Origin of the sequence: Kitasatospora sp. NPDC058170 (assembly GCF_042883905.1) — a bacterium.
Classification (GTDB): Bacteria; Actinomycetota; Actinomycetes; order Streptomycetales; family Streptomycetaceae; genus Kitasatospora.
On sequence record NZ_JBHVUV010000006.1, the window covers coordinates 200,264 to 217,639 of the forward strand.

The window sequence follows — 17,376 nt, forward strand, 5'->3', positions numbered from 1 at the left end:
GCACGGCCGGGGCGAGGCGAGGCGGGGCGAGGCGGGGGCAGCGCCGGTTCCCGCGGGCGCAGCCTCAGAGGTCCGCCTTGTCCTCGACCTTCTTCCAGTCGACGAACTTGAAGTCGGTGTCCGTCCGCTCCCCGCCGCCCGCGCCGCTGCCGGCCGGGGTGTTGTGGCCGTCCTGGACCACGAGCAGGCCGTGCGGGAACCGCCGGCCGAGCGGCGCACTGGTCACCGCCGCGCCGTCGCACTCCTCGGAGCCGTCCGGCGAGCCCGCGGCGGTGCCGGCGCCGACCCGGAAGGTCCGCACGAACTCGTTGTCGTCGTCCCGGGAGAAGACCGCGAAGGTGTTGTCACCCTGGCTGGAGACGAGCAGGTAGCCGTCGTCCTTCGGGTCCTCGGGGTCGCGCCAGATGGTCAGGCCCTCGACGTCGGCGCTGATGTGCTGGCCGCCGAAGCCCGGGTCCGCGCCCTCGACGCACGTCTCGCTCGCCGGGTCGTACGTCGCGGGCCGCCCGAAGGAGCGGACCTTCTCGACGAGTTCGAGGTCGTCGTCGTCCGTCACGTCGACGTCGAGGTCCGCGTCGAGCTTCCAGATGCCGACGTCCTCCTGCCCGACGTACAGGTCCTCGCTGTCCGGGTCCACCACCATGCCCTCGATCTGCGGGAGTTCACCCGGCTCGGCGCACGGGCTCCAGGTCGTGCCGTCGGGCAGCTTGAAGGCCGAGGGCAGGGCGATCGTGCGCACCACCCGGTAGCCGATGCGTCCGGCGGAGGTGGCGACGAGCTCGGCCAGGGCCAGTTCGGTGCCGTGGCGGCGGCTGGTGACCGCGTAGGAACGCCCGTTGTCGTGGTCGGTCCAGGTCGCCAGGCCGTACGCGGTGCGCTGGTCGCCGACCTCGTCCTGGTCGGCGGAGAACACCAGCGGCGCACGGGCCTCGTCGGTGACGTCCGTCAGCGGGCCGGTCGTGTTCGAGCCGTCGATGCGGTAGATCCGGATCCGGTCGCCACCGCGGTCCGAGACCACCGCCACGTCGTGGCGGCTGCCGTCCGGGAACCGCAGTCCGGTCACCAGGTCGACGTTGTTGAAGCGGCCGGGCTTGTCGCCCGGTCGGGGCGCGGCCGGCGCGGGGAGCGACTGCACCTGTCGGCCGTCCAGGTCGTAGACCCGCAGGCCGCCCTGCTTGGCGGTGGCGATGACCAGGCTGCGGTCCGGGTTCGCGTCGTTGCGCCAGATCGCGGGGTCGTCCGCGTTCGCGTTCCCACCCTGCTCGTCGTCGAAGAGCGAGGGGGTCTCGACGGTCGCGGTCACCACCGGGATCCCGCCGGAGCGGCTGTCCGCCGCAGCGGGGACGATCCCCGGACCGAGAGCTGCCAAGAGCGCCGCAGCGAGCGCCGATGTGCGGTGCAGGAGCTTGCGCACAGGGTCTCCTCCTGTCGAGTTGCCGTGTGCCCGCTCCGCCACGGCGGTGCGGGCCGCCGTCGCCGGTGCTGCGAACGGCAGTCCCGATCCCATGCCGCCCACGTGTACCGGCCGTGAAGCGCAGGCGAAGGATTCCCGCCCATCGAGAGAATTCGTATACCAAACTTGTCATGGTTTGCGGAGATCGTTGGGCGGGCCGCCTAGAGAGACCCTGGCCCAACTTTCGTATATCAGATACTATTCCTCTCACGTCGCCGGACCGGTCGACCCCGGGTCGGGCTTCGGACCCCTCGCGCCCACCCCCGGTCCCGGTCCCGCGGCGCCCGGACTCCGGCCGGCACCGACTGCCATCGGCGCCGGCCGGCACCCGGACCCACCCCAGCCGGCCGCAATCCGACCCCGCCACCGCCGCACGCCCTCGGGCTATGCGGCGCGGGCCCGCCCGGGCGGGCGGGCGGACGGCCCGAGCTGCTCGGCGGTCAGAGCGCGCCGGCTTCCGCCCTCCACGCCGAGCGGAACTGCGCGAGGACGTCGCCGGCCTGGCGAAGACCCGCCTGGTAGGCCGGCTCCCAGGCCGCCAGGTCGCCCAGGTCCGAGCCGAAGGCGCGCACCGAGGCCGGATCGGGGCCGATGGTCACCACGGTGTCCGCCCCCACCTCCGCCAGCTGCCGGTCGAGCGACTCGCGGGGAAACAGGTGCGCCATCGGCTCGATCACGACCACCGTGCGGGCTCCGGCCGCGAGATCGGCGTTGGCGCCCGCCCGCAGGGCACCGTCCATGTACCGCAGGCCGTCGACGTCGACCGGCGGCGCGGCCCCGGGGAAGGCGCTGCTCGCCGCCACCGCGCGCACCAACGGCACGCCGCTGTCGCGGTCCCACACCACGGGCTCACCGGTGGTCGCGCAGACGGCGGCGATCAGCAGCCGTCCGTCCGGCCACGCGTCCGCGCCGATCAGGGCGGCGCGCCCCGCGATCAGCGCCTCCTCGGCCGAGGGGTCGGTGCCGTCGAGCGCGAGGCGGCCGACCCGGCGCCTGGCCTCCCCGGGCTCCAGGCCGCGGTCGCCGAGCACGGCGAACACCGCGCCCGTCCGCTCAGGGGCCGCCTCGACCCGGTGAGCCGCCGCGCGGGTCGAGAAGGCGAGCCGCCCGAGGTCCTGCCCGGTGGCGAGCAGCGCTGCGACGATCGCGCCGGCCGACGTACCGACGATCAGGTCGGCCTCGCCCGGATCCACGCCGTCGCGGCGCAACCCGTGGGCCAGTCCGGCCATCCAGGCCGTGCCGACGGGACCTCCGGGGCCCAGGACGAGCGCTCGGTCGATGGTGTGCATGACGGTCTCCCCTCGTTATTGAAACAGTCGTACCATATACTCCCTGACACTGCTTCAATTCCGAGCTGCTGAGCGGAGATCCACCGTGGGGCGCCCCGCAGATCCCGGCCGCCGCGAGCGCACACTGGCGCGGGCCACCGACTACGTGCTGGCGCACGGCCTGGCCGGGCTGAGCCTGCGGCCACTGGCCGAGGCCCTCGGCACCAGCCCGCGGATGCTGCTCTACGACTTCGGCAGCAAACAGGAGCTGGTCGCGGCGGTCCTCGCCGAGGCCCGCCGCCGGGGTGCGGTGCGCCTGGGCGGCCACGTCCCGGCGGACACGGACTCCGTGCGGGAGCGGCTGCGCGGCATCTGGGCGTGGATGAGCGCGGACGAACGCGCGCCGCTCGTCCGGCTGTTCTTCGAGGTGCACGCCGACGGCCTGGTCCACCCCGAGAACTACCCCGACCAGGGCGAGGCGATCACGGGCTGGTTCGACACTCTCGGCGCCATGTTCCGCGACGTCTCCACCGGTCCTGACGACACCGTCACGCCCACGCTGGTCATGGCCGTCGTCCGGGGCCTGCTGTTCGACCTCACCACCACCGGCGACCGCCACCGAACCGACCGCGCACTGGACCGCTTCGCCGAACTCCTGGAGCAGTGAACGCCCTCGGGCGTGTTCGGGAGGCGCGGGACCGCCCGGGAGTCGTGAGCCTTACGAACCCTTACCGGGCGTCGCGTCACAGGCGGCGTCGCCCTCGGGCAGGACACCGCCGACCAGGTAGCCGCTCACGGCCGTGTCGATGCAGGTGTTCGCGGCGGTGAGGTAGACGCCGTGCCGGAACGCGCCGCGCAGGGTGACCATGCGGGATCCCGAGAGGGCCCGGTGCATGGCCTGCTGGCCCGCGAAGGGAGTCAGCGGGTCTCCGGTCGCCCCCACCATCAGCACCCGGGCGTGGTTGCGGATGTCGAGAGCCGGCTCGGCCGGCTTGATCGGCCAGAACGCGCAGGGTGTGACGTTGCGGGTCAGCGGCCCGAAGAGGGGCTCGTCGGCGCGGTGCGCCTCGATGTCCCGGAAGTAGGTCTCGGGATCCGGGGAGACGGCACGGTCGGCGCAGAGGATCGGCGTCCCGGCCCGGTCGGTGGCCGGGCCCGCTCCGGTGAACAACCCGGTGAGGAACTGCTCCAGGAACGCCGTCGGGACGACCTCGGAGCCGCGGGACGCGTCGGCGAGGACCCGGACGTCGGCGGACAGGTCGGCGTACGCCCCCTCGCTGTCGTCGGCGAGCCGGGCGGCCAGGACGAGAGGCAGCTCATGGGCGTCGATCCGGTACCGGCCGATCTGCAGGCCGCGACGGGTGGCGGCCTCGTTGATCCGGTCCACGGTCACCAGGACCTCGGCCGTGGTCGCCCCCAGGCCGTACCGAGCGGAGTGGCGGGCCGCGAACGCCGCCCAGTTGGCGAGCGCCGCAGCCAGGGCCGGGCCCTGGTGGGGGAATATGCCGGGTCCGGCCAGGCCCGGGTCCACCGCGCTGTCCAGGACGAACCGGTCGGCCCGCCGGCCGTACATCTGCAGATAGGCGGCGCCCAGGTAAGTGCCGTACGAGACACCGTAGTAGGAGATCCTGTCCTCGCCCAGCGCGGCCCGGACGACGTCCATGTCGCGCGCGGTGTTCCGGGTGGACGCGTACGGCAGCTTGTCCCGGTCCTCCTGGGTGCAACCGGCCGCCAGACCCCTGGCGAAACCGACGCTCTCGGCGAAGCTGCTCCGGTCCGGGCCGGCCGAGCGCAGGAACGTGTCCGTACTCCATCGGCACTGCAGCGGCGTACTGCGCCCGATGAACCGCGGGTCCATGCCGACCAGGTCGTAGCGGGCGGCGACCTCGGGCATGTACTCACCGAGAAGCACCTGCTCCATTCCGGGGCCGCCCGGGCCACCCGGGTTGATGAACAGGACGCCCCGCCGGTGCGCGGGATCGGTGGCCTTGACCAGGGACATCGCGACCTTGATGGTCGGCCCGTTCGGCCTCCTGTAGTCCAGCGGGACAGTGATGTCGCCGCACTGCGCCCCGGCGCCGGCCAAGGCCGCGCCGAGCACGTCATCGGGACCGGTCCGGCAGTCGTGCCACACGATCGACTGCCCGTGGTACCGGGCCGGTCCGTCCGGCCGGGCGCCGGCGGTGTCGGACGCGGCGGCCGACACCTGTCCCCCGGTCAGCGTCCCGGCGATCGCCAGCGCCGTCGTCACGGCGGCGAGAGCCCTTCGCCTTCGCGCACGCATCACAGACTCCCCGATCTCACCCTCACGGCCGGGCACGTTCCCGGTGATCAACACGGAGCGTACGAGCGGCCGACAGCGACGCACCATGGCCCTACCTCCCGGGCCCGGGTGGAGACATCGACCGTGCGCGGGTGGACCCAGCCGGACGTCTCCGGCCGCGCCCTCCAGCGGTTCCACCTCGCGGTCCACCCTTGCCGGAACGTTCCGGCACGAGCTACATTCCTCATCACGCCAGCAAGGCTGACTGAAATTTCAGTCATGCGGGTTGCTGCGTCAGCACCGAGAACAGAAGGAATCGCCCCATGATCACGTCCACCACGACCGGCCGGGCGGCCGGCGCAGGTCCCGGCCCCGGCGCCCGCCGGGCGTCGCGCCGGCTGTCGAGGGCGGTCCGCCCGTGACCGCCTACGCCCTCCTCACCTCCTTCGGCTCTCCCCTCGGCTCTCCCGGCCGCAGCGCGCCGGCCGAGCGCGAACCGCTGCGTGTCGGACTCGTCCAGATGCGCTGGTACGCCGACCCGAGTGAGCACGACGACCGGCTGCGCGAAGGCGTCGCCCTCGCCGCGGAGCAGGGTGCGACCGTGGTGTGCCTGCCCGAGCTGACCCGCAGTCCGTACTTCTGCAACACCGACGACCCGATGGCGGACGGTGCCGCCCGCTACCTGGAGGAGGTCGGGACCGGGCCCACCGTCCGTCTCGCCGCCGAGCTGGCCACGGAGCTGGGCATCAGCGTCCACGCCTCGCTGTACGAGCGCGCCGACGACGGCGGCCTCGGCTACAACACCGCCGTCTGCGTGGACGCCGAGGGCAGGCTCGTCGCCCGGACGCGGAAGAACCACATCCCGGCCTTTCCCGGGTACCGCGAGGACCTCTGCTTCCGCCCCGGCGACAGCGGGTTCCCCGTCGTGGCCCACCAGGGCGCCGGCTTCGGCTTCCCGACCTGCTGGGACGAGTGGTTTCCCGAGCTCGCCCGCGCCTACGCGCTGAACGGCGCCGAGGTGCTGGTCCACCCCACCGCCATCGGCTCCGAGGTGGACCTCCCGGACTTCGACACCCGGCCCATGTGGGAGCACGCGATCAGCGCCAACGGCCTCGCCAACGCGCTCTTCATGATCGTGCCCAACCGGATCGGGACGGAGGGCCGGTCGACCTTCTACGGCTCCTCGTTCATCTCCGACCCGTACGGCCGGATCATGCTCCGTGCCCCGCGGGACCGGCCGGCCGTCCTCGTCGCGGATCTCGACCTCGACCAGTGCCGGGACTGGCGGGAGTTCGGCCTCCTGCGGACCCGTCGCCCCGAGCTGTACGGCCCGCTCGCCGCGGCCGACCGCACCACCGTCTGAGCAGGTGCCCCGGTGCCGACGCGCCGGGGCACCCTCCCCCCGCACCGGTGCAGAACGCTCCGGCGTCAGACCCGCCCGGCCGTCGACTCCCGCACGTTCAGCGCCCACTCGTGGCGCCGCACCACACCGGGCTCGGCGACCCCCGACAACAGGTCGCTCAGCAGGGCGGCGCAGGCCCGCCCGTACTCCGCGGCCCGCAGGTCGACCGCGGTGACCTGCGGGCTGGATCCCCACGCGGCCGCGCCGTCGACGCAGGCGGCCACCAGCAGGTCCGACCCCACCCGGAGGCCCGCCCGCGCCGCCCCCGCGAGGACGCCGTTGACCGCGCCGTCGGGCGCGCACACCACCGCGTCCAGGCCGGGGACGCCACCGATCAGATCCGCCGTGGCCGCCTCGGCCTCGGCCGGCGTGGCCGCGAACGGGACCGTCCGCACCGCGACCCCGACGCCCCGGCGGCGGCTCCAGGCGTCGGCCGCCGCGTGCAGCGCGGCGGCCCAGTCGGAGCCCGGGCCCGGCACGAGCAGGGCCGGGCGCCGCGCGCCGCGCTGGGCGAGGTGGTCCAGCAGCGCGGCCAGCGAGGCGGCGTTGTCGCAGACCACGGCACCGCTCGGCGCGACTCCGCCGCCGAGGTAGCGCTCGCCGGTGACCACCGGCACGCCCGCGCCCAGCAGGTCCGGGACCTCCGGGTCGTCGACCTCGGGGTCGATCACCAGCAGGCCGTCCACCCGGGAGGCGAGTCCGCCGCCGGACGCCGTCCCGGGAGCCAGCAGGACGAGGTCCAACCCGTCCGCCCTGGCCCGCTCGACCGCGCCGAACGCCAGGTTCATGTAGTAGTCGAGCCGGGTGGCCGTCCGCGGCAGGTGCAGGCCGACGGCGCCGGTGCTGGAGCGGCGCAGGCTGCGCGCTGCCGTGTTCGGCCGGTAGCCGAGCTCCCGGGCTGCCGCCTGGACCCGTTCCCGGGTGGCGTCGGCGACGCGGCCGGAGCCCTGCAGCGCGTCGGAGGCGGTGCTCTTGGACACTCCGGCGGCCCGGGCGACGTCGAGCAGGGTCACGGAGCGGCTGGTCACAGGCCGGAAGTCTAGACGCATGCCGGAAGCCGCCGTGCCGGAGCGTTCCGGCACGGCGGCCCGCCGCTCGGCAACGGGCCTAACCCCCAAGGGTCTTCGCGGCCTCGCGGATGACGTCGAGGACGAGGTCGGGGTGCGAGAGCATCGGCACGTGGCTGCTGTCGACGGCGAAGGTCTTCGCGCCGATGCGCTCGGCGGCGGCCCGCTCCAGATCCGGGTTCACGGTGCGGTCGTCGTTCGCGACGATGTACCAACTCGGCTTCGTGCGCCAGGCGGTGCCGGGAACCTGCTGGTTGAACAGGTCAGGGACGGGGACGGCGCCCGTCGCGAGGACGAGCTTCTGCTCGGCCGCCGGCAGGTCGCCGCAGAAGTCGCCGATGCCCGACTCCAGGAGCCAGATGCGGCCGTCGGTGACGTCGATGTGCCCGAAGACGGGCATGGCGGGGAACTTGTCCTGCTGGTCCTGCGAGGTCTCGCCCTCGTCGGGGGCGAGCGCGGCGATGTAGACCAGGGCGCCCACGCGGTCGTGGACTCCGGCCTTGGTGATCAGGGTGCCGCCGTAGGAGTGGCCGACGAGCACGACCGGGCCGGGCACGTGGTTGATGGCGCGGGTCACGCACGCGACGTCGCCCTCGAGTGAATCGAGGCCGTGCTGCGAGCTGAGGACCTCGTGTCCTTCGGCCTGGAGCGTGGGGATGAGCTTGTTGAAGCACGACCCGTCGGCCCAGAGCCCGTGGGCGAAGACGATGCTGGCCTTGCCGGTCATGATTTCCTCTTTCGTGGACATCAAGCCATGGCGACAGAACTACGCCGGGTGTTCACCCTATGACCCTTCGGAGTGGGCCGCGACTGCCGCCCGGGCCGGGGCCGTTCGACGGGCCGCCCCGGTGGCGCGCCTCCGGCCGCCGGGGTACACGCGGTCGGCGCGCGCGGGCACAGCGCCCTCTTCGCACGGCTCGGGGGTGGCCCCGCCCCGGAAGGAGAACAGTCTCGGCGGCCGGTCCGCCTCCTGTCAGTCCGTATGGTTCCGGGTTATGCGCCGCGCGGCGCGTGGTTACAGTCCCAACCGCTGGACACCCGGCGGTCCGGACAGACCGCCGCACGCGCCCTCAGGAGGTCACGTTGACCGCGCATCACCCCACCCTCAGGAGCATCCCCGGGCCCGCCGCGATGCGGCTCGGCACCGACGGCACCACCGACCGCCTGCACCAGGCGTGAGGGGCGCCCCGGTGTTCCCCACCTCCTCCCGCCGCGACTCCGCCTCCCGCCGCGCACCCCTCTCCCGCCGCGCCGCGCGCCTGGTGCTGGCCGCGGCCGCCCTGCTGCTGCCGGTCACCGTGCCGGCCGCCCCCGCCGCGGCCGCCGGGTTCGCCGCGTCCTGCCCGGCCGGCGGCTACATCTCCCAGGGCTACACCCCGGAGCACAACGGCATCGACATCGCCAACGACTACGGCACCCCGATCTACGCGGTCGGCGACGGCCAGGTGCTGGTCTCCGGCCCGGCACAGGGCTACGGCCAGTGGATCCGCATCCTGCACCCGGACGGGACCATCACCGAGTACGGGCACATGCGCGAGCGGGACGTGGCCACCGGCGACCATGTGACGGCCGGTCAACTGATCGCGCAGATGGGCAGCGAGGGCACCTCCAGCGGTCCGCACCTGCACCTGCGGGTCTGGGCCGACTCCAACGCGACCGTGCGCACCGACCCGATTCCCTACCTCGCGGAGCGCGGCATCGCCATGCCCTGCACCCCGGGGAGCGGCCCCCATCCGGCGCCGTTGGTGTACCCGGCGCAGTCCGGCCGGGTGGTGTCGACGCGGTCGGCGGACGGCCGGCTCGAGGTGTTCGCGGCCGGCGCGAACGGCGTCTCGCACGCCTGGCAGACGGCCGTCAGCGGCGCCTGGTCGGACTGGGAGTCCCTCGGCGGCCCGGGTGGAGCGAAACTGGCGATCGGTCAGAACGCCGACGGACGCCTGGAGGCGTTCGCCATCAACGGCAGCACCTTCCAGCACCGCTACCAACTCCAGCCCTCCGGCGGCTGGTCGAACTGGGAGACCTTCGGCGGCGGCGGCCACGACATCGCCGTCGGCACCAACCAGGACGGCCGCCTCGAAGTCTTCGCCTCCAACCCCACCGGCGTCTACCACACCTACCAGAACGCCCCCAACAGCGGCTGGTCCCCCTGGGAATCCGCCGGCGGCGGCCCCGCCGACAGCACCATCGCCCTCGGCAAGGCCCCCGACGGCCGACTCGAGGTCTTCGCCCTCAACAACGCCACCTTCCAACACCAGTGGCAGACCGCCGTCAACGGAAACTGGTCCACCTGGGAGGACTTCGGCGGCGGCGGCCACGACCTCACCGTCGACCACAACCAGGACGGCCGCCTCGAAGTCTTCGCCTCCGGCCCCGTCGGCATCTTCCACCGCTACCAGACCAACCCCACCACCTGGTCCGCCTGGGAACCCGCCGGCGGCCCCGCCGACTCCCAACTCACCAGCCAGCCGACCGCGGACGGCCGCATCGAGCTGTTCGCCATCAACGGCAGCACCGCCCAGCACACCTGGCAGACCAACCTGAACGCCCCGTACGGCCCGTGGGACACCTTCGGCGGCGCCGGCACCGAGATCGTCGCGACGGCCAACGCCGACGGCCGGATCGAGGTCTTCGGCACCAGCAGCGCCGGCGTCCACCACAAGTGGCAGACCGGATTCTCCACCTGGTCCGAGTGGGCCTGGCTCAACACCACCGCCGGACCCGCCGTCAGTTGAGGAGCCATCACGTGACCAGCACCCCACGCGCCCGCCGGGCGCCCCAGCGCGTCCTGCTGTCCGCACTCGTCTCGCTGGGCGCGACGGCGGGCCTGATGGCCGGCGCCACGCCCGCACCGGCCGCCACCGGCAGCGACCTGTGCGCCGAGGTCGGCTACAACGCGGGTTTCCGGGGCGACGCCCTGGTGGTCGCGATCGCCGTCGGCCTCGCCGAATCCAGCTGCAACCCGCTGGCGTCCAACGTCCAGAACAACACGCCGCCGTCCACCGACCGCGGCCTGTGGGAGATCAACAGCTACTGGCACTCCGAGGTCACCGACGCCTGCGCCTACGACGCCCAGTGCAACGCCGACGCGGCCTTCCGCATCTCCAACGGCGGTACCAACTGGGAGCCCTGGTCGACCTTCAACCAGGGCGCGCACCTGCGGCACATGGGCGAGGCGCAGGCCGCCGCGGACCGGCTCGGCCACCACGGGCCCGGTCCGGCGCCGTTGGTGTACCCGGCGCAGTCCGGCCGGGTGGTGTCCGCGCGGTCGGCGGACGGCCGGCTCGAGGTCTTCGCGGCCGGCGCGAACGGCGTCTCGCACGCCTGGCAGACGGCCGTCAGCGGCGCCTGGTCGGACTGGGAGACCCTCGGCGGCCCGGGTGGAGCGAAACTGGCGATCGGTCAGAACGCCGACGGACGCCTGGAGATGTTCGCCATCAACGGCAGCACCTTCCAGCACCGCTACCAACTCCAGCCCTCCGGCGGCTGGTCGAACTGGGAGACCTTCGGCGGCGGCGGCCACGACATCGCCGTCGGCACCAACCAGGACGGCCGCCTCGAAGTCTTCGCCTCCAACCCCACCGGCGTCTACCACACCTACCAGAACGCCCCCAACAGCGGCTGGTCCCCCTGGGAATCCGCCGGCGGCGGCCCCGCCGACAGCACCATCGCCCTCGGCAAGGCCCCCGACGGCCGACTCGAGGTCTTCGCCCTCAACAACGCCACCTTCCAACACCAGTGGCAGACCGCCGTCAACGGAAACTGGTCCACCTGGGAGGACTTCGGCGGCGGCGGCCACGACCTCACCGTCGACCACAACCAGGACGGCCGCCTCGAAGTCTTCGCCTCCGGCCCCGTCGGCATCTTCCACCGCTACCAGACCAACCCCACCACCTGGTCCGCCTGGGAACCCGCCGGCGGCCCCGCCGACTCCCAACTCACCAGCGAGCGTTCGCCCGACGGCCGGGTGGAGGTGTTCGCGATCAACGGCAGCACGGCGCAGCACGCCTGGCAGAGCGGCGTCAACGCGCCGTACGGCCCGTGGGACACCTTCGGCGGCGCCGGTACCGAGATCGTCGCGGCGGCCAACGCCGACGGCCGGATCGAGGTCTTCGGCACCAGCAGCGCCGGCGTCTACCACAGGTGGCAGACCGGGTTCTCCACCTGGTCCGAGTGGGCCTGGCTCAACACCACCGCCGGACCCGCCCTCCCCTGACCGCGCCGGTAGCACCGTGACGGAGCACAACCATGTCCCAGATCAGCAGGCGGAGCCTGCTGCGGGCGGCCGGAGCGGGAGCACTCGTGCTCCCGCTCGCGGGCCGTACCGCCACCGCCGCGGCCGGCGCCACCACGCCCCACCTGTGGGTCGGCGCCGGCCCGTTCGACCACGTCTACGACCCGTCCGCCGCGCGCCGCCGCTACCTCAACGACCACACGCTGGTCCGGGCCGGCGGGCGCTGGCACCTGTTCAGCATCGTCGGCGACAGCGCGCCGCCCGGGCAGGCCCCCGACAGTTCGGCCGAGGTGTCGCTCGCGCACGCCTCGGCGCCCGACCCGTCCGGGCCGTGGACCGGCCACCCGGACGCGCTGACCGTCGACACCTCGTACTTCGGGGAGAAGCACCTGTGGGCCCCGCACGTCGTCGAGTCGGACGGCGTGCACTGGATGTTCTACGCCGCGGGCGGGCTCGCCGGGGCGGCGATCAACGCCGCCACCTCCACCGACCTGTTCACCTGGACGCGGCTGCCGTCCGGTCCGCTGTTCCGCGGGCACGACGCCCGGGATCCGATGGTGTTGCGGATCGGCGGCGAGTGGGTGATGTACTACACCGAGCTGTCCGCCGTCGACGGCCGGCACCAGGTCTGCTACCGGCGTTCCACCGACCTGCTGACCTGGGGCCCTCCCGGCGCCGCCTTCACCGACCAGGCCACCTCGGCGGACGGCGTCTCGGTCACCGAGTCGCCCTTCGTGGTGGCCCGGGACGGCTGGTACTACCTGTTCGTCGGACCGCGGAACGGCTACGACGGCACCGACGTCCTCGCCTCCCAGGACCCGTTCCGCTTCACCCTCGACGGCCGCGCCGGCCATGTGCCGGGCCACGCGGTGGAGGTGGTCACCGACGGGCCGCAGTGGTGGGCGAGCGCCGCCGGCTGGTTCCGGCACGGCCTGTACCTGGCCCCGCTGAGCTGGCAGCCGACCCCGCCGCCCTTCCAGAGCCCGGACAACCCGGTCGCCTCCCCGGACGCACAGGGCCGGCTGAACGTGTTCGCCCTCGACGCGGCCGACCGGTCGATGCTGCGCCGGGTCCAGCTCGACCCGGCCGCCGACACCTGGTCGGACTGGGAGGAGTTCGGCGGCCCGGCCGGCGCCGTGCCCGCGCTGGGCCGCAACGCCGACGGCCGGCTGGAGGTCTTCTCGCTCGCCCCCGGCGGCGCCAACCTGCACCACCGCGTCCAGCGGGCGGACGGCGGCTGGTCGGAGTGGGAGGAGTTCGGCGGCCCGGCCGGCGCCGCCCCCGCCGTCGCCCGCAACGCCGACGGCCGCCTGGAGGTGTTCGCGCTCGGCCCGGGCGGCACCCTGATCGCCCGCCGCCGCCAGCGGTCGCCCGGCTCCCCCACCTGGGACGCCTGGGACGCGGGCTTCAGCGGCCCGGCGGGCGCTCCGCCGGTCGTCGCCGCCAACGCCGACGGCCGGCTGGAGGTGTTCGTGCTGGCGCCCGGCGGCGCGGCGCTGCTGCACCGCTGGCAGACCTCGCCCGGTGGCGCCTGGTCCGCCTGGGAGCGTTTCGGCACGCCCGCCGGCGCCGCGCCGCGGGTGGCCCTCGACGGCACCGGGCGGCTGAACGTCACCGCGATCGCCCCGTCCGGCACCGCGGCCTTCCAGCGCCGCCAGTCGGTGCCCAGCGGGGGCTGGGACGAATGGCAGGCGCTGCTGGGCTGGTCCACCGGCTCCCCGCTGTCGGTCCCCGGCGCGGACGGCCGGCTGGAGGCGTTCACCCTCGCCCCCGGCGGCGCGCGGCTCGCCCACCGCTGGCAGGTGGAGCCCGCCGGAGCCTGGGCCCCGGACGGCGTGCTCGGCGAGGACTTCGGCGAACCGGGCCTGGTGCTCGCCGCGCCGCCCTCCGCCGCGGCCGACCCCACCGGACGGCTGCACGTCTTCGCGGTGGCCGAGGACGGCCGGCTGCGCACCCGGGTCCAGGACCGGCCGGGCGGCGGCTGGCGGCCGTGGGCCGCCTTCGGCGACCGCCCGGTGGCGCCGCTGCGCTCGGGGGCGCCGATGATCTGACCGCGCGCCCCTCCCCCGCTCCCCGCTCCCCCGTTTCCCCGTTTCCCCGTCAGGTGGCCTGCGCCACCTTGCGGTTTATTGTCATGCGCAAAGAGGTAACGTTCGTCCGTCCGACAACGGTCGGCATGCGAAACGGGGGGTAGGCATGCGAAGCGGGGGAGCGGTGCGCGGGACGGGGGAACGGTGAGCGGGATTCTCGTCCACCTGCCGGAGGGGAACGGCGAGGACGCGGTGACGCTGCGGCTCGGTCCGGGCGAGCGGGCGCGCTTCGGCCGCGGCTCCGCCGGCACGCCGGTGGAGCTCCGACTCGGCGACGAGACGGTCTCCCGGCTCGCCGGCGAGATCCACGCGACCGACGACCACTGGCAGTTGAGCAACCTCAGCCACACCCACACCTACCTGGTGGAGAACCCGGAGGGCGCCGGCGAGTACCTGCGGGTGCCGCCGCGGCGGATCGGCGCGCCGATCCCGTTCGAGTTCTCCCGGGTGGTGCTGCCCTCGCGGCGCGAAACACCGCTGTCCTTCCAGGTGTTCGCGCCCGACCACGTCTACCTGGACCCGCACGCCCGCGGCGCCGGCTCCTGGGAGAGCCGCACCATGACGGCGTACTCGCTGGACGAGACCGCCACCTACTTCCTGGTCCTGGTCGCGCTCTGCGAGCCGTGGCTGCGCGACCGCTCCCCCGCCGCCGTGCCCACCACCCCCCAGGTGGTCGCGCGGCTGCGCGGCCACCCCGCCTGCGCCCGGCTCACCGCCCGCGCGGTCAGCTCGCACCTCGACTACCTCGCCGACGAGAAGCTCCGGATCGACATGCCCGACGGCGCGGGCCGCGCGGACCGCCGCAGCGGCAAGCGCGAGGCCGTGGTGGGACTCGCGCTGAAGTTCGGCATCGTCCGCGAGGAGCACCTCGCGCTCCTGCCGCGCCCCGAAGCCGGCGAGCCCGGACGGTAGGGAGGGGCGCCGATGGTGCACGACCCGGCCCTCCGCGGGGACGGCGAGGAGGTGCTGCCGCCCGGTCACCGGGTCGGCGGGTGGACCGTCACCGGGCCCATCGGCGAGGGCGGCTGGGCAACCGTCTACGCCGCCCGCCGGACCGGGGACGCCGCCGGACCGGAGCACCCGGGCGGGGTGGACGGCACGGTCGCCCTCAAGGTGCTGCCGACCGCCGCGCTCGCCCCCCGCCAGGCCCGCCACGTCGCCGAAGCCGCCCGCCGCGAAGCCGAGTTGGCCCGCACCGCCCCGCACCCCCGGCTGGTCCGCCTGTTCGACACCCTGACCCTGGCCGCCCCCGACCACCCCGCGCTCGACGGCGCGATCGTCCTGGTGATGGAACGCGCCGAGGGCACCCTGCGCGACCTGCTCGCCACCGGTGTCGACGAGGCCCGGGGCGGCCGGATCATCGCCGGCATCTGCGAGGGCCTGGCCCACCTGCACCGCTCCGGCTGGGTCCACGCCGACCTCAAGCCCGAGAACGTCCTGATCGGCCGGGACGGCGAGGTCCGCATCTCCGACTTCGGGCTCGCCATCGAACTCACCGGCACCCACGGCCACTCCGCCCCGATCGGCACCCCCGACTACCTCCCGCCGGAGCGCTGGAGGGAGCCGCTCGGCGAACACGGCATCAAGGTCCGTACCACCGCGGACATCTGGGCGCTCGGGATCGTGATCCACGAGGTGTTCACCGCCGGCGTCCCGCCCTTCCCCGGCACCACCCCCACCTCCCGCAGCGCTGCCGCCCAGCAGTACGCCGAAGGCCGCGCCGCCCTGCGCCTGGCCCCCAGCGTCCCCCCGTTCTGGCGCGCCCTCGCCGCCGACTGCCTCGCCCCCACCCACGCCGCCCGCTCCCCGCACAGCGCCGAGAGCCTGCTCGCCCGCATCCGCGTCCACCGGTCCGGCCGCCGCACGCGCCGCCCGCGGCCGCGCACCGTCCTGCTCGCCCTCGCCACCTGCGCCACGGCCGCCGTCACCGCCACCGCCACCGCTCTCTGGCCGCACCCCGACCCGGCCGAACACCCCTTCCGCATCCGGGTCTTCAACGCCGAACGCGGCTGCCAGGACCGCACCGACCGCGACCCCCGGTGCAGCCTCGGCCTCGCCGTCGACCCGCTGCGCCCGTACGTCGCCGAGAACGTCGTCCCCACCCGCGTCTGGCACGGCGACACCCTCGACGCGGACTGCCAGCTCCCCACCGGCCTCCCCGTCATCAACGAGGAGGACCTCACCTCCACCCTCTGGTACCGCGTCCACCTCCCCGGACCCACCACCGCCTGGCTCCCCGCCGTCCGTACCAAGGACCGCCCCGCCCTCCTCCGCTGCCCCTGACCGCCGCCGGGGCGGAGCACCCGCACGCGTGCGCCGGTCCGGCGGGGACCGGCGCAGGTTACTCCGGATCGTTCCGGATACCCCGCCCCGCGCTCCCCTCACTACCTTGTCGACGGCGTCCGCCACACCCGGCGGCCCGGAGTCCAGGGAGCAGCGATGCCGACGACCGCCACCGCCCGCCGGCCGGGCGCCGCCGTGCTCGGGGACCAGGAGCGCAAGGTGCTCCACGCGGTCGGCTGCGGTCTGCGGGACGACGAGATCGCCGCCGCCCTCGCCATCTCCGAGGACGCCGCGGCCGGGCACCTCGCGCGGATCCTCGTGAAGCTCGGGCTGCGCGACCGGGCCGCCGCCATCGTCCACGCCTTCGACTGCGGGCTGGTCGCCCCCGGCTGCGGCCCCCGCTCGCAGCCGTCGAGCCCGGTGCGGCGCGGCGCCGCCGGCCGGGCGGCCGGGCCGAAGGTGCAGATCTCCGTGCTCGGGCCGCTGCGGGCGTGGCAGGACGGGCGGGCCCTGGACCTGGGGCACCTGCGCCAGCAGGCCGTGCTGGCGGCGCTGGCGCTGCACGGGGGGCGGACGGTCAGCCAGCAGGAACTGCTCGACGGGGTGTGGGGGATGGAGCCGCCGGTGACGAACGTGGTGCCGGTCCACATCTACCGGCTCCGCAAGACCCTGCGCATCGGGGACAGCCCGGACTCGGTGATCGAGCACGACAGGTGCGGCTACCGCCTGGTCCCCGGTGCGGCCGAAGTGGACCTGGCGCGTATGGAGGGGCTGGTCACCGACGCCGGGACGGCGCACCGGGCGGGCGACCCGGGCGAGGCGGTCCGCCTCTGTTCCCGGGCGCTGGAGCTGTTCCGCGGGGAGCTGCTGGCCGGGCTGCCCGGCCCGCTCGCGGAGTTGGAGCGGCTGCGGCTCGCCGAGCGCAGGATCGCCGTCGCCCAGCGCAAGGTGGAGTGGCAGCTGCGGCTGGGCCAGTACTCCGAGGCGGTCGCCGAGCTGTTCGCCCTGTCCGCGGAGCACCCGCTGAACGAACTGCTGGCCGCGATGCTGATGCGTGCGCTGTACCGCAGCGGCCGGCAGGCCGACGCGCTGGCCGTGTTCGCCCGCGCCCGCCGCCGGCTGGCCGACGACCTGGGGGTTCCGCCGAGTCGGATGCTGCGGCAGACCTGCCAGATGATCCTGCGCGGGGACGAGGCCGGCCTGGGTGTCACCGGAGCCGCCCGTTGACCGGCCCGACGCGGGGTGGACGCCGGGGTGTGCGCGGCACGGCCGCGAGCTGCTCGCCGGTGCGGCACAGACGGTTCACCACCTGTCAGCGG

The 17,376-nt window shown here is 74.4% G+C and carries 13 protein-coding genes; 8 read left to right on the forward strand and 5 right to left on the reverse strand.

The window, feature by feature from the left end; all coding sequences use genetic code 11:
• Nucleotides 1–64: 64 nt before the first annotated feature.
• The gene (locus tag ACFVVX_RS09485) at nucleotides 65–1,414 is read right to left on the reverse strand and encodes a phytase (RefSeq protein WP_387943229.1); all 1,350 of its coding nucleotides are present in this window, start codon (nucleotides 1,412–1,414) and stop codon (nucleotides 65–67) included.
• Between the two features lie 479 nt (nucleotides 1,415–1,893).
• Nucleotides 1,894–2,742 (reverse strand): patatin-like phospholipase family protein, encoded by an 849-nt coding sequence (locus ACFVVX_RS09490; RefSeq protein ID WP_387943231.1) that lies wholly within the window; start codon nucleotides 2,740–2,742, stop codon nucleotides 1,894–1,896.
• An 85-nt stretch (nucleotides 2,743–2,827) separates the two neighbouring features.
• Between ACFVVX_RS09490 and ACFVVX_RS09495 the strand changes: the two genes are divergently transcribed.
• Nucleotides 2,828–3,388: a TetR family transcriptional regulator gene (locus ACFVVX_RS09495; RefSeq protein ID WP_387943233.1), complete on the forward strand. Its 561-nt coding sequence runs from the start codon at nucleotides 2,828–2,830 to the stop codon at nucleotides 3,386–3,388.
• Between the two features lie 51 nt (nucleotides 3,389–3,439).
• Here the strand turns inward: ACFVVX_RS09495 and ACFVVX_RS09500 are convergent, their stop codons facing one another.
• Complete coding sequence (locus ACFVVX_RS09500; protein WP_387943235.1) at nucleotides 3,440–4,972, reverse strand: alpha/beta hydrolase; 1,533 nt, start codon at nucleotides 4,970–4,972, stop codon at nucleotides 3,440–3,442.
• A gap of 430 nt (nucleotides 4,973–5,402) precedes the next feature.
• Here ACFVVX_RS09500 and ACFVVX_RS09505 point away from each other — a divergent pair, with 430 nt between their 5' ends.
• Nucleotides 5,403–6,347, forward strand: coding sequence for a nitrilase-related carbon-nitrogen hydrolase (locus ACFVVX_RS09505; RefSeq protein ID WP_387943237.1), 945 nt, complete (start codon nucleotides 5,403–5,405; stop codon nucleotides 6,345–6,347).
• 65 nt (nucleotides 6,348–6,412) lie between these two features.
• On the opposite strand, the gene ACFVVX_RS09510 is transcribed toward ACFVVX_RS09505, so the two are convergent.
• Both ACFVVX_RS09510 and ACFVVX_RS09515 read right to left on the reverse strand, forming a co-directional pair.
• Nucleotides 6,413–7,414, reverse strand: a complete 1,002-nt coding sequence (locus ACFVVX_RS09510; RefSeq protein ID WP_387943239.1) for a LacI family DNA-binding transcriptional regulator — start codon at nucleotides 7,412–7,414, stop codon at nucleotides 6,413–6,415.
• A 79-nt stretch (nucleotides 7,415–7,493) separates the two neighbouring features.
• Complete coding sequence (locus tag ACFVVX_RS09515) at nucleotides 7,494–8,180, reverse strand: alpha/beta fold hydrolase (RefSeq protein WP_387943241.1); 687 nt, start codon at nucleotides 8,178–8,180, stop codon at nucleotides 7,494–7,496.
• 463 nt (nucleotides 8,181–8,643) lie between these two features.
• On the opposite strand from ACFVVX_RS09515, the gene ACFVVX_RS09520 reads away from it, so the two are divergent.
• From ACFVVX_RS09520 to ACFVVX_RS09545, 6 genes are all read left to right on the forward strand, one after another.
• Nucleotides 8,644–10,185, forward strand: coding sequence for a peptidoglycan DD-metalloendopeptidase family protein (locus ACFVVX_RS09520; protein WP_387943243.1), 1,542 nt, complete (start codon nucleotides 8,644–8,646; stop codon nucleotides 10,183–10,185).
• Between the two features lie 95 nt (nucleotides 10,186–10,280).
• Nucleotides 10,281–11,666, forward strand: a complete 1,386-nt coding sequence (locus ACFVVX_RS09525) for a hypothetical protein (RefSeq protein WP_387943399.1) — start codon at nucleotides 10,281–10,283, stop codon at nucleotides 11,664–11,666.
• A gap of 32 nt (nucleotides 11,667–11,698) precedes the next feature.
• Nucleotides 11,699–13,735 carry a glycosyl hydrolase family 32 gene (locus ACFVVX_RS09530; RefSeq protein ID WP_387943245.1) on the forward strand — a complete coding sequence of 679 codons (2,037 nt, stop codon included), beginning with the start codon at nucleotides 11,699–11,701 and terminating at the stop codon, nucleotides 13,733–13,735.
• A gap of 183 nt (nucleotides 13,736–13,918) precedes the next feature.
• On the forward strand, nucleotides 13,919–14,686 hold the full coding sequence (locus ACFVVX_RS09535; RefSeq protein ID WP_387943247.1) for a serine/threonine protein kinase: 768 nt from the start codon (nucleotides 13,919–13,921) through the stop codon (nucleotides 14,684–14,686).
• Between the two features lie 12 nt (nucleotides 14,687–14,698).
• On the forward strand, nucleotides 14,699–16,057 hold the full coding sequence (locus ACFVVX_RS09540) for a serine/threonine-protein kinase (RefSeq protein ID WP_387943249.1): 1,359 nt from the start codon (nucleotides 14,699–14,701) through the stop codon (nucleotides 16,055–16,057).
• Between the two features lie 156 nt (nucleotides 16,058–16,213).
• Nucleotides 16,214–17,284, forward strand: a complete 1,071-nt coding sequence (locus ACFVVX_RS09545) for a BTAD domain-containing putative transcriptional regulator (RefSeq protein WP_387943251.1) — start codon at nucleotides 16,214–16,216, stop codon at nucleotides 17,282–17,284.
• Nucleotides 17,285–17,376: the final 92 nt, after the last annotated feature.

What these genes read in the sequence shown, in the direction of transcription:
- ACFVVX_RS09490 (WP_387943231.1), bottom strand. Translation starts at nt 2,742, where the DNA reads ATGCACACCATCGACCGAGCGCTCGTCCTGGGCCCCGGAGGTCCCGTC.
- ACFVVX_RS09515 (WP_387943241.1), bottom strand. Translation starts at nt 8,180, where the DNA reads ATGACCGGCAAGGCCAGCATCGTCTTCGCCCACGGGCTCTGGGCCGAC.
- ACFVVX_RS09525 (WP_387943399.1), top strand. Translation starts at nt 10,281, where the DNA reads ATGGCCGGCGCCACGCCCGCACCGGCCGCCACCGGCAGCGACCTGTGC.
- ACFVVX_RS09530 (WP_387943245.1), top strand. Translation starts at nt 11,699, where the DNA reads ATGTCCCAGATCAGCAGGCGGAGCCTGCTGCGGGCGGCCGGAGCGGGA.
- ACFVVX_RS09540 (WP_387943249.1), top strand. Translation starts at nt 14,699, where the DNA reads ATGGTGCACGACCCGGCCCTCCGCGGGGACGGCGAGGAGGTGCTGCCG.
- ACFVVX_RS09545 (WP_387943251.1), top strand. Translation starts at nt 16,214, where the DNA reads ATGCCGACGACCGCCACCGCCCGCCGGCCGGGCGCCGCCGTGCTCGGG.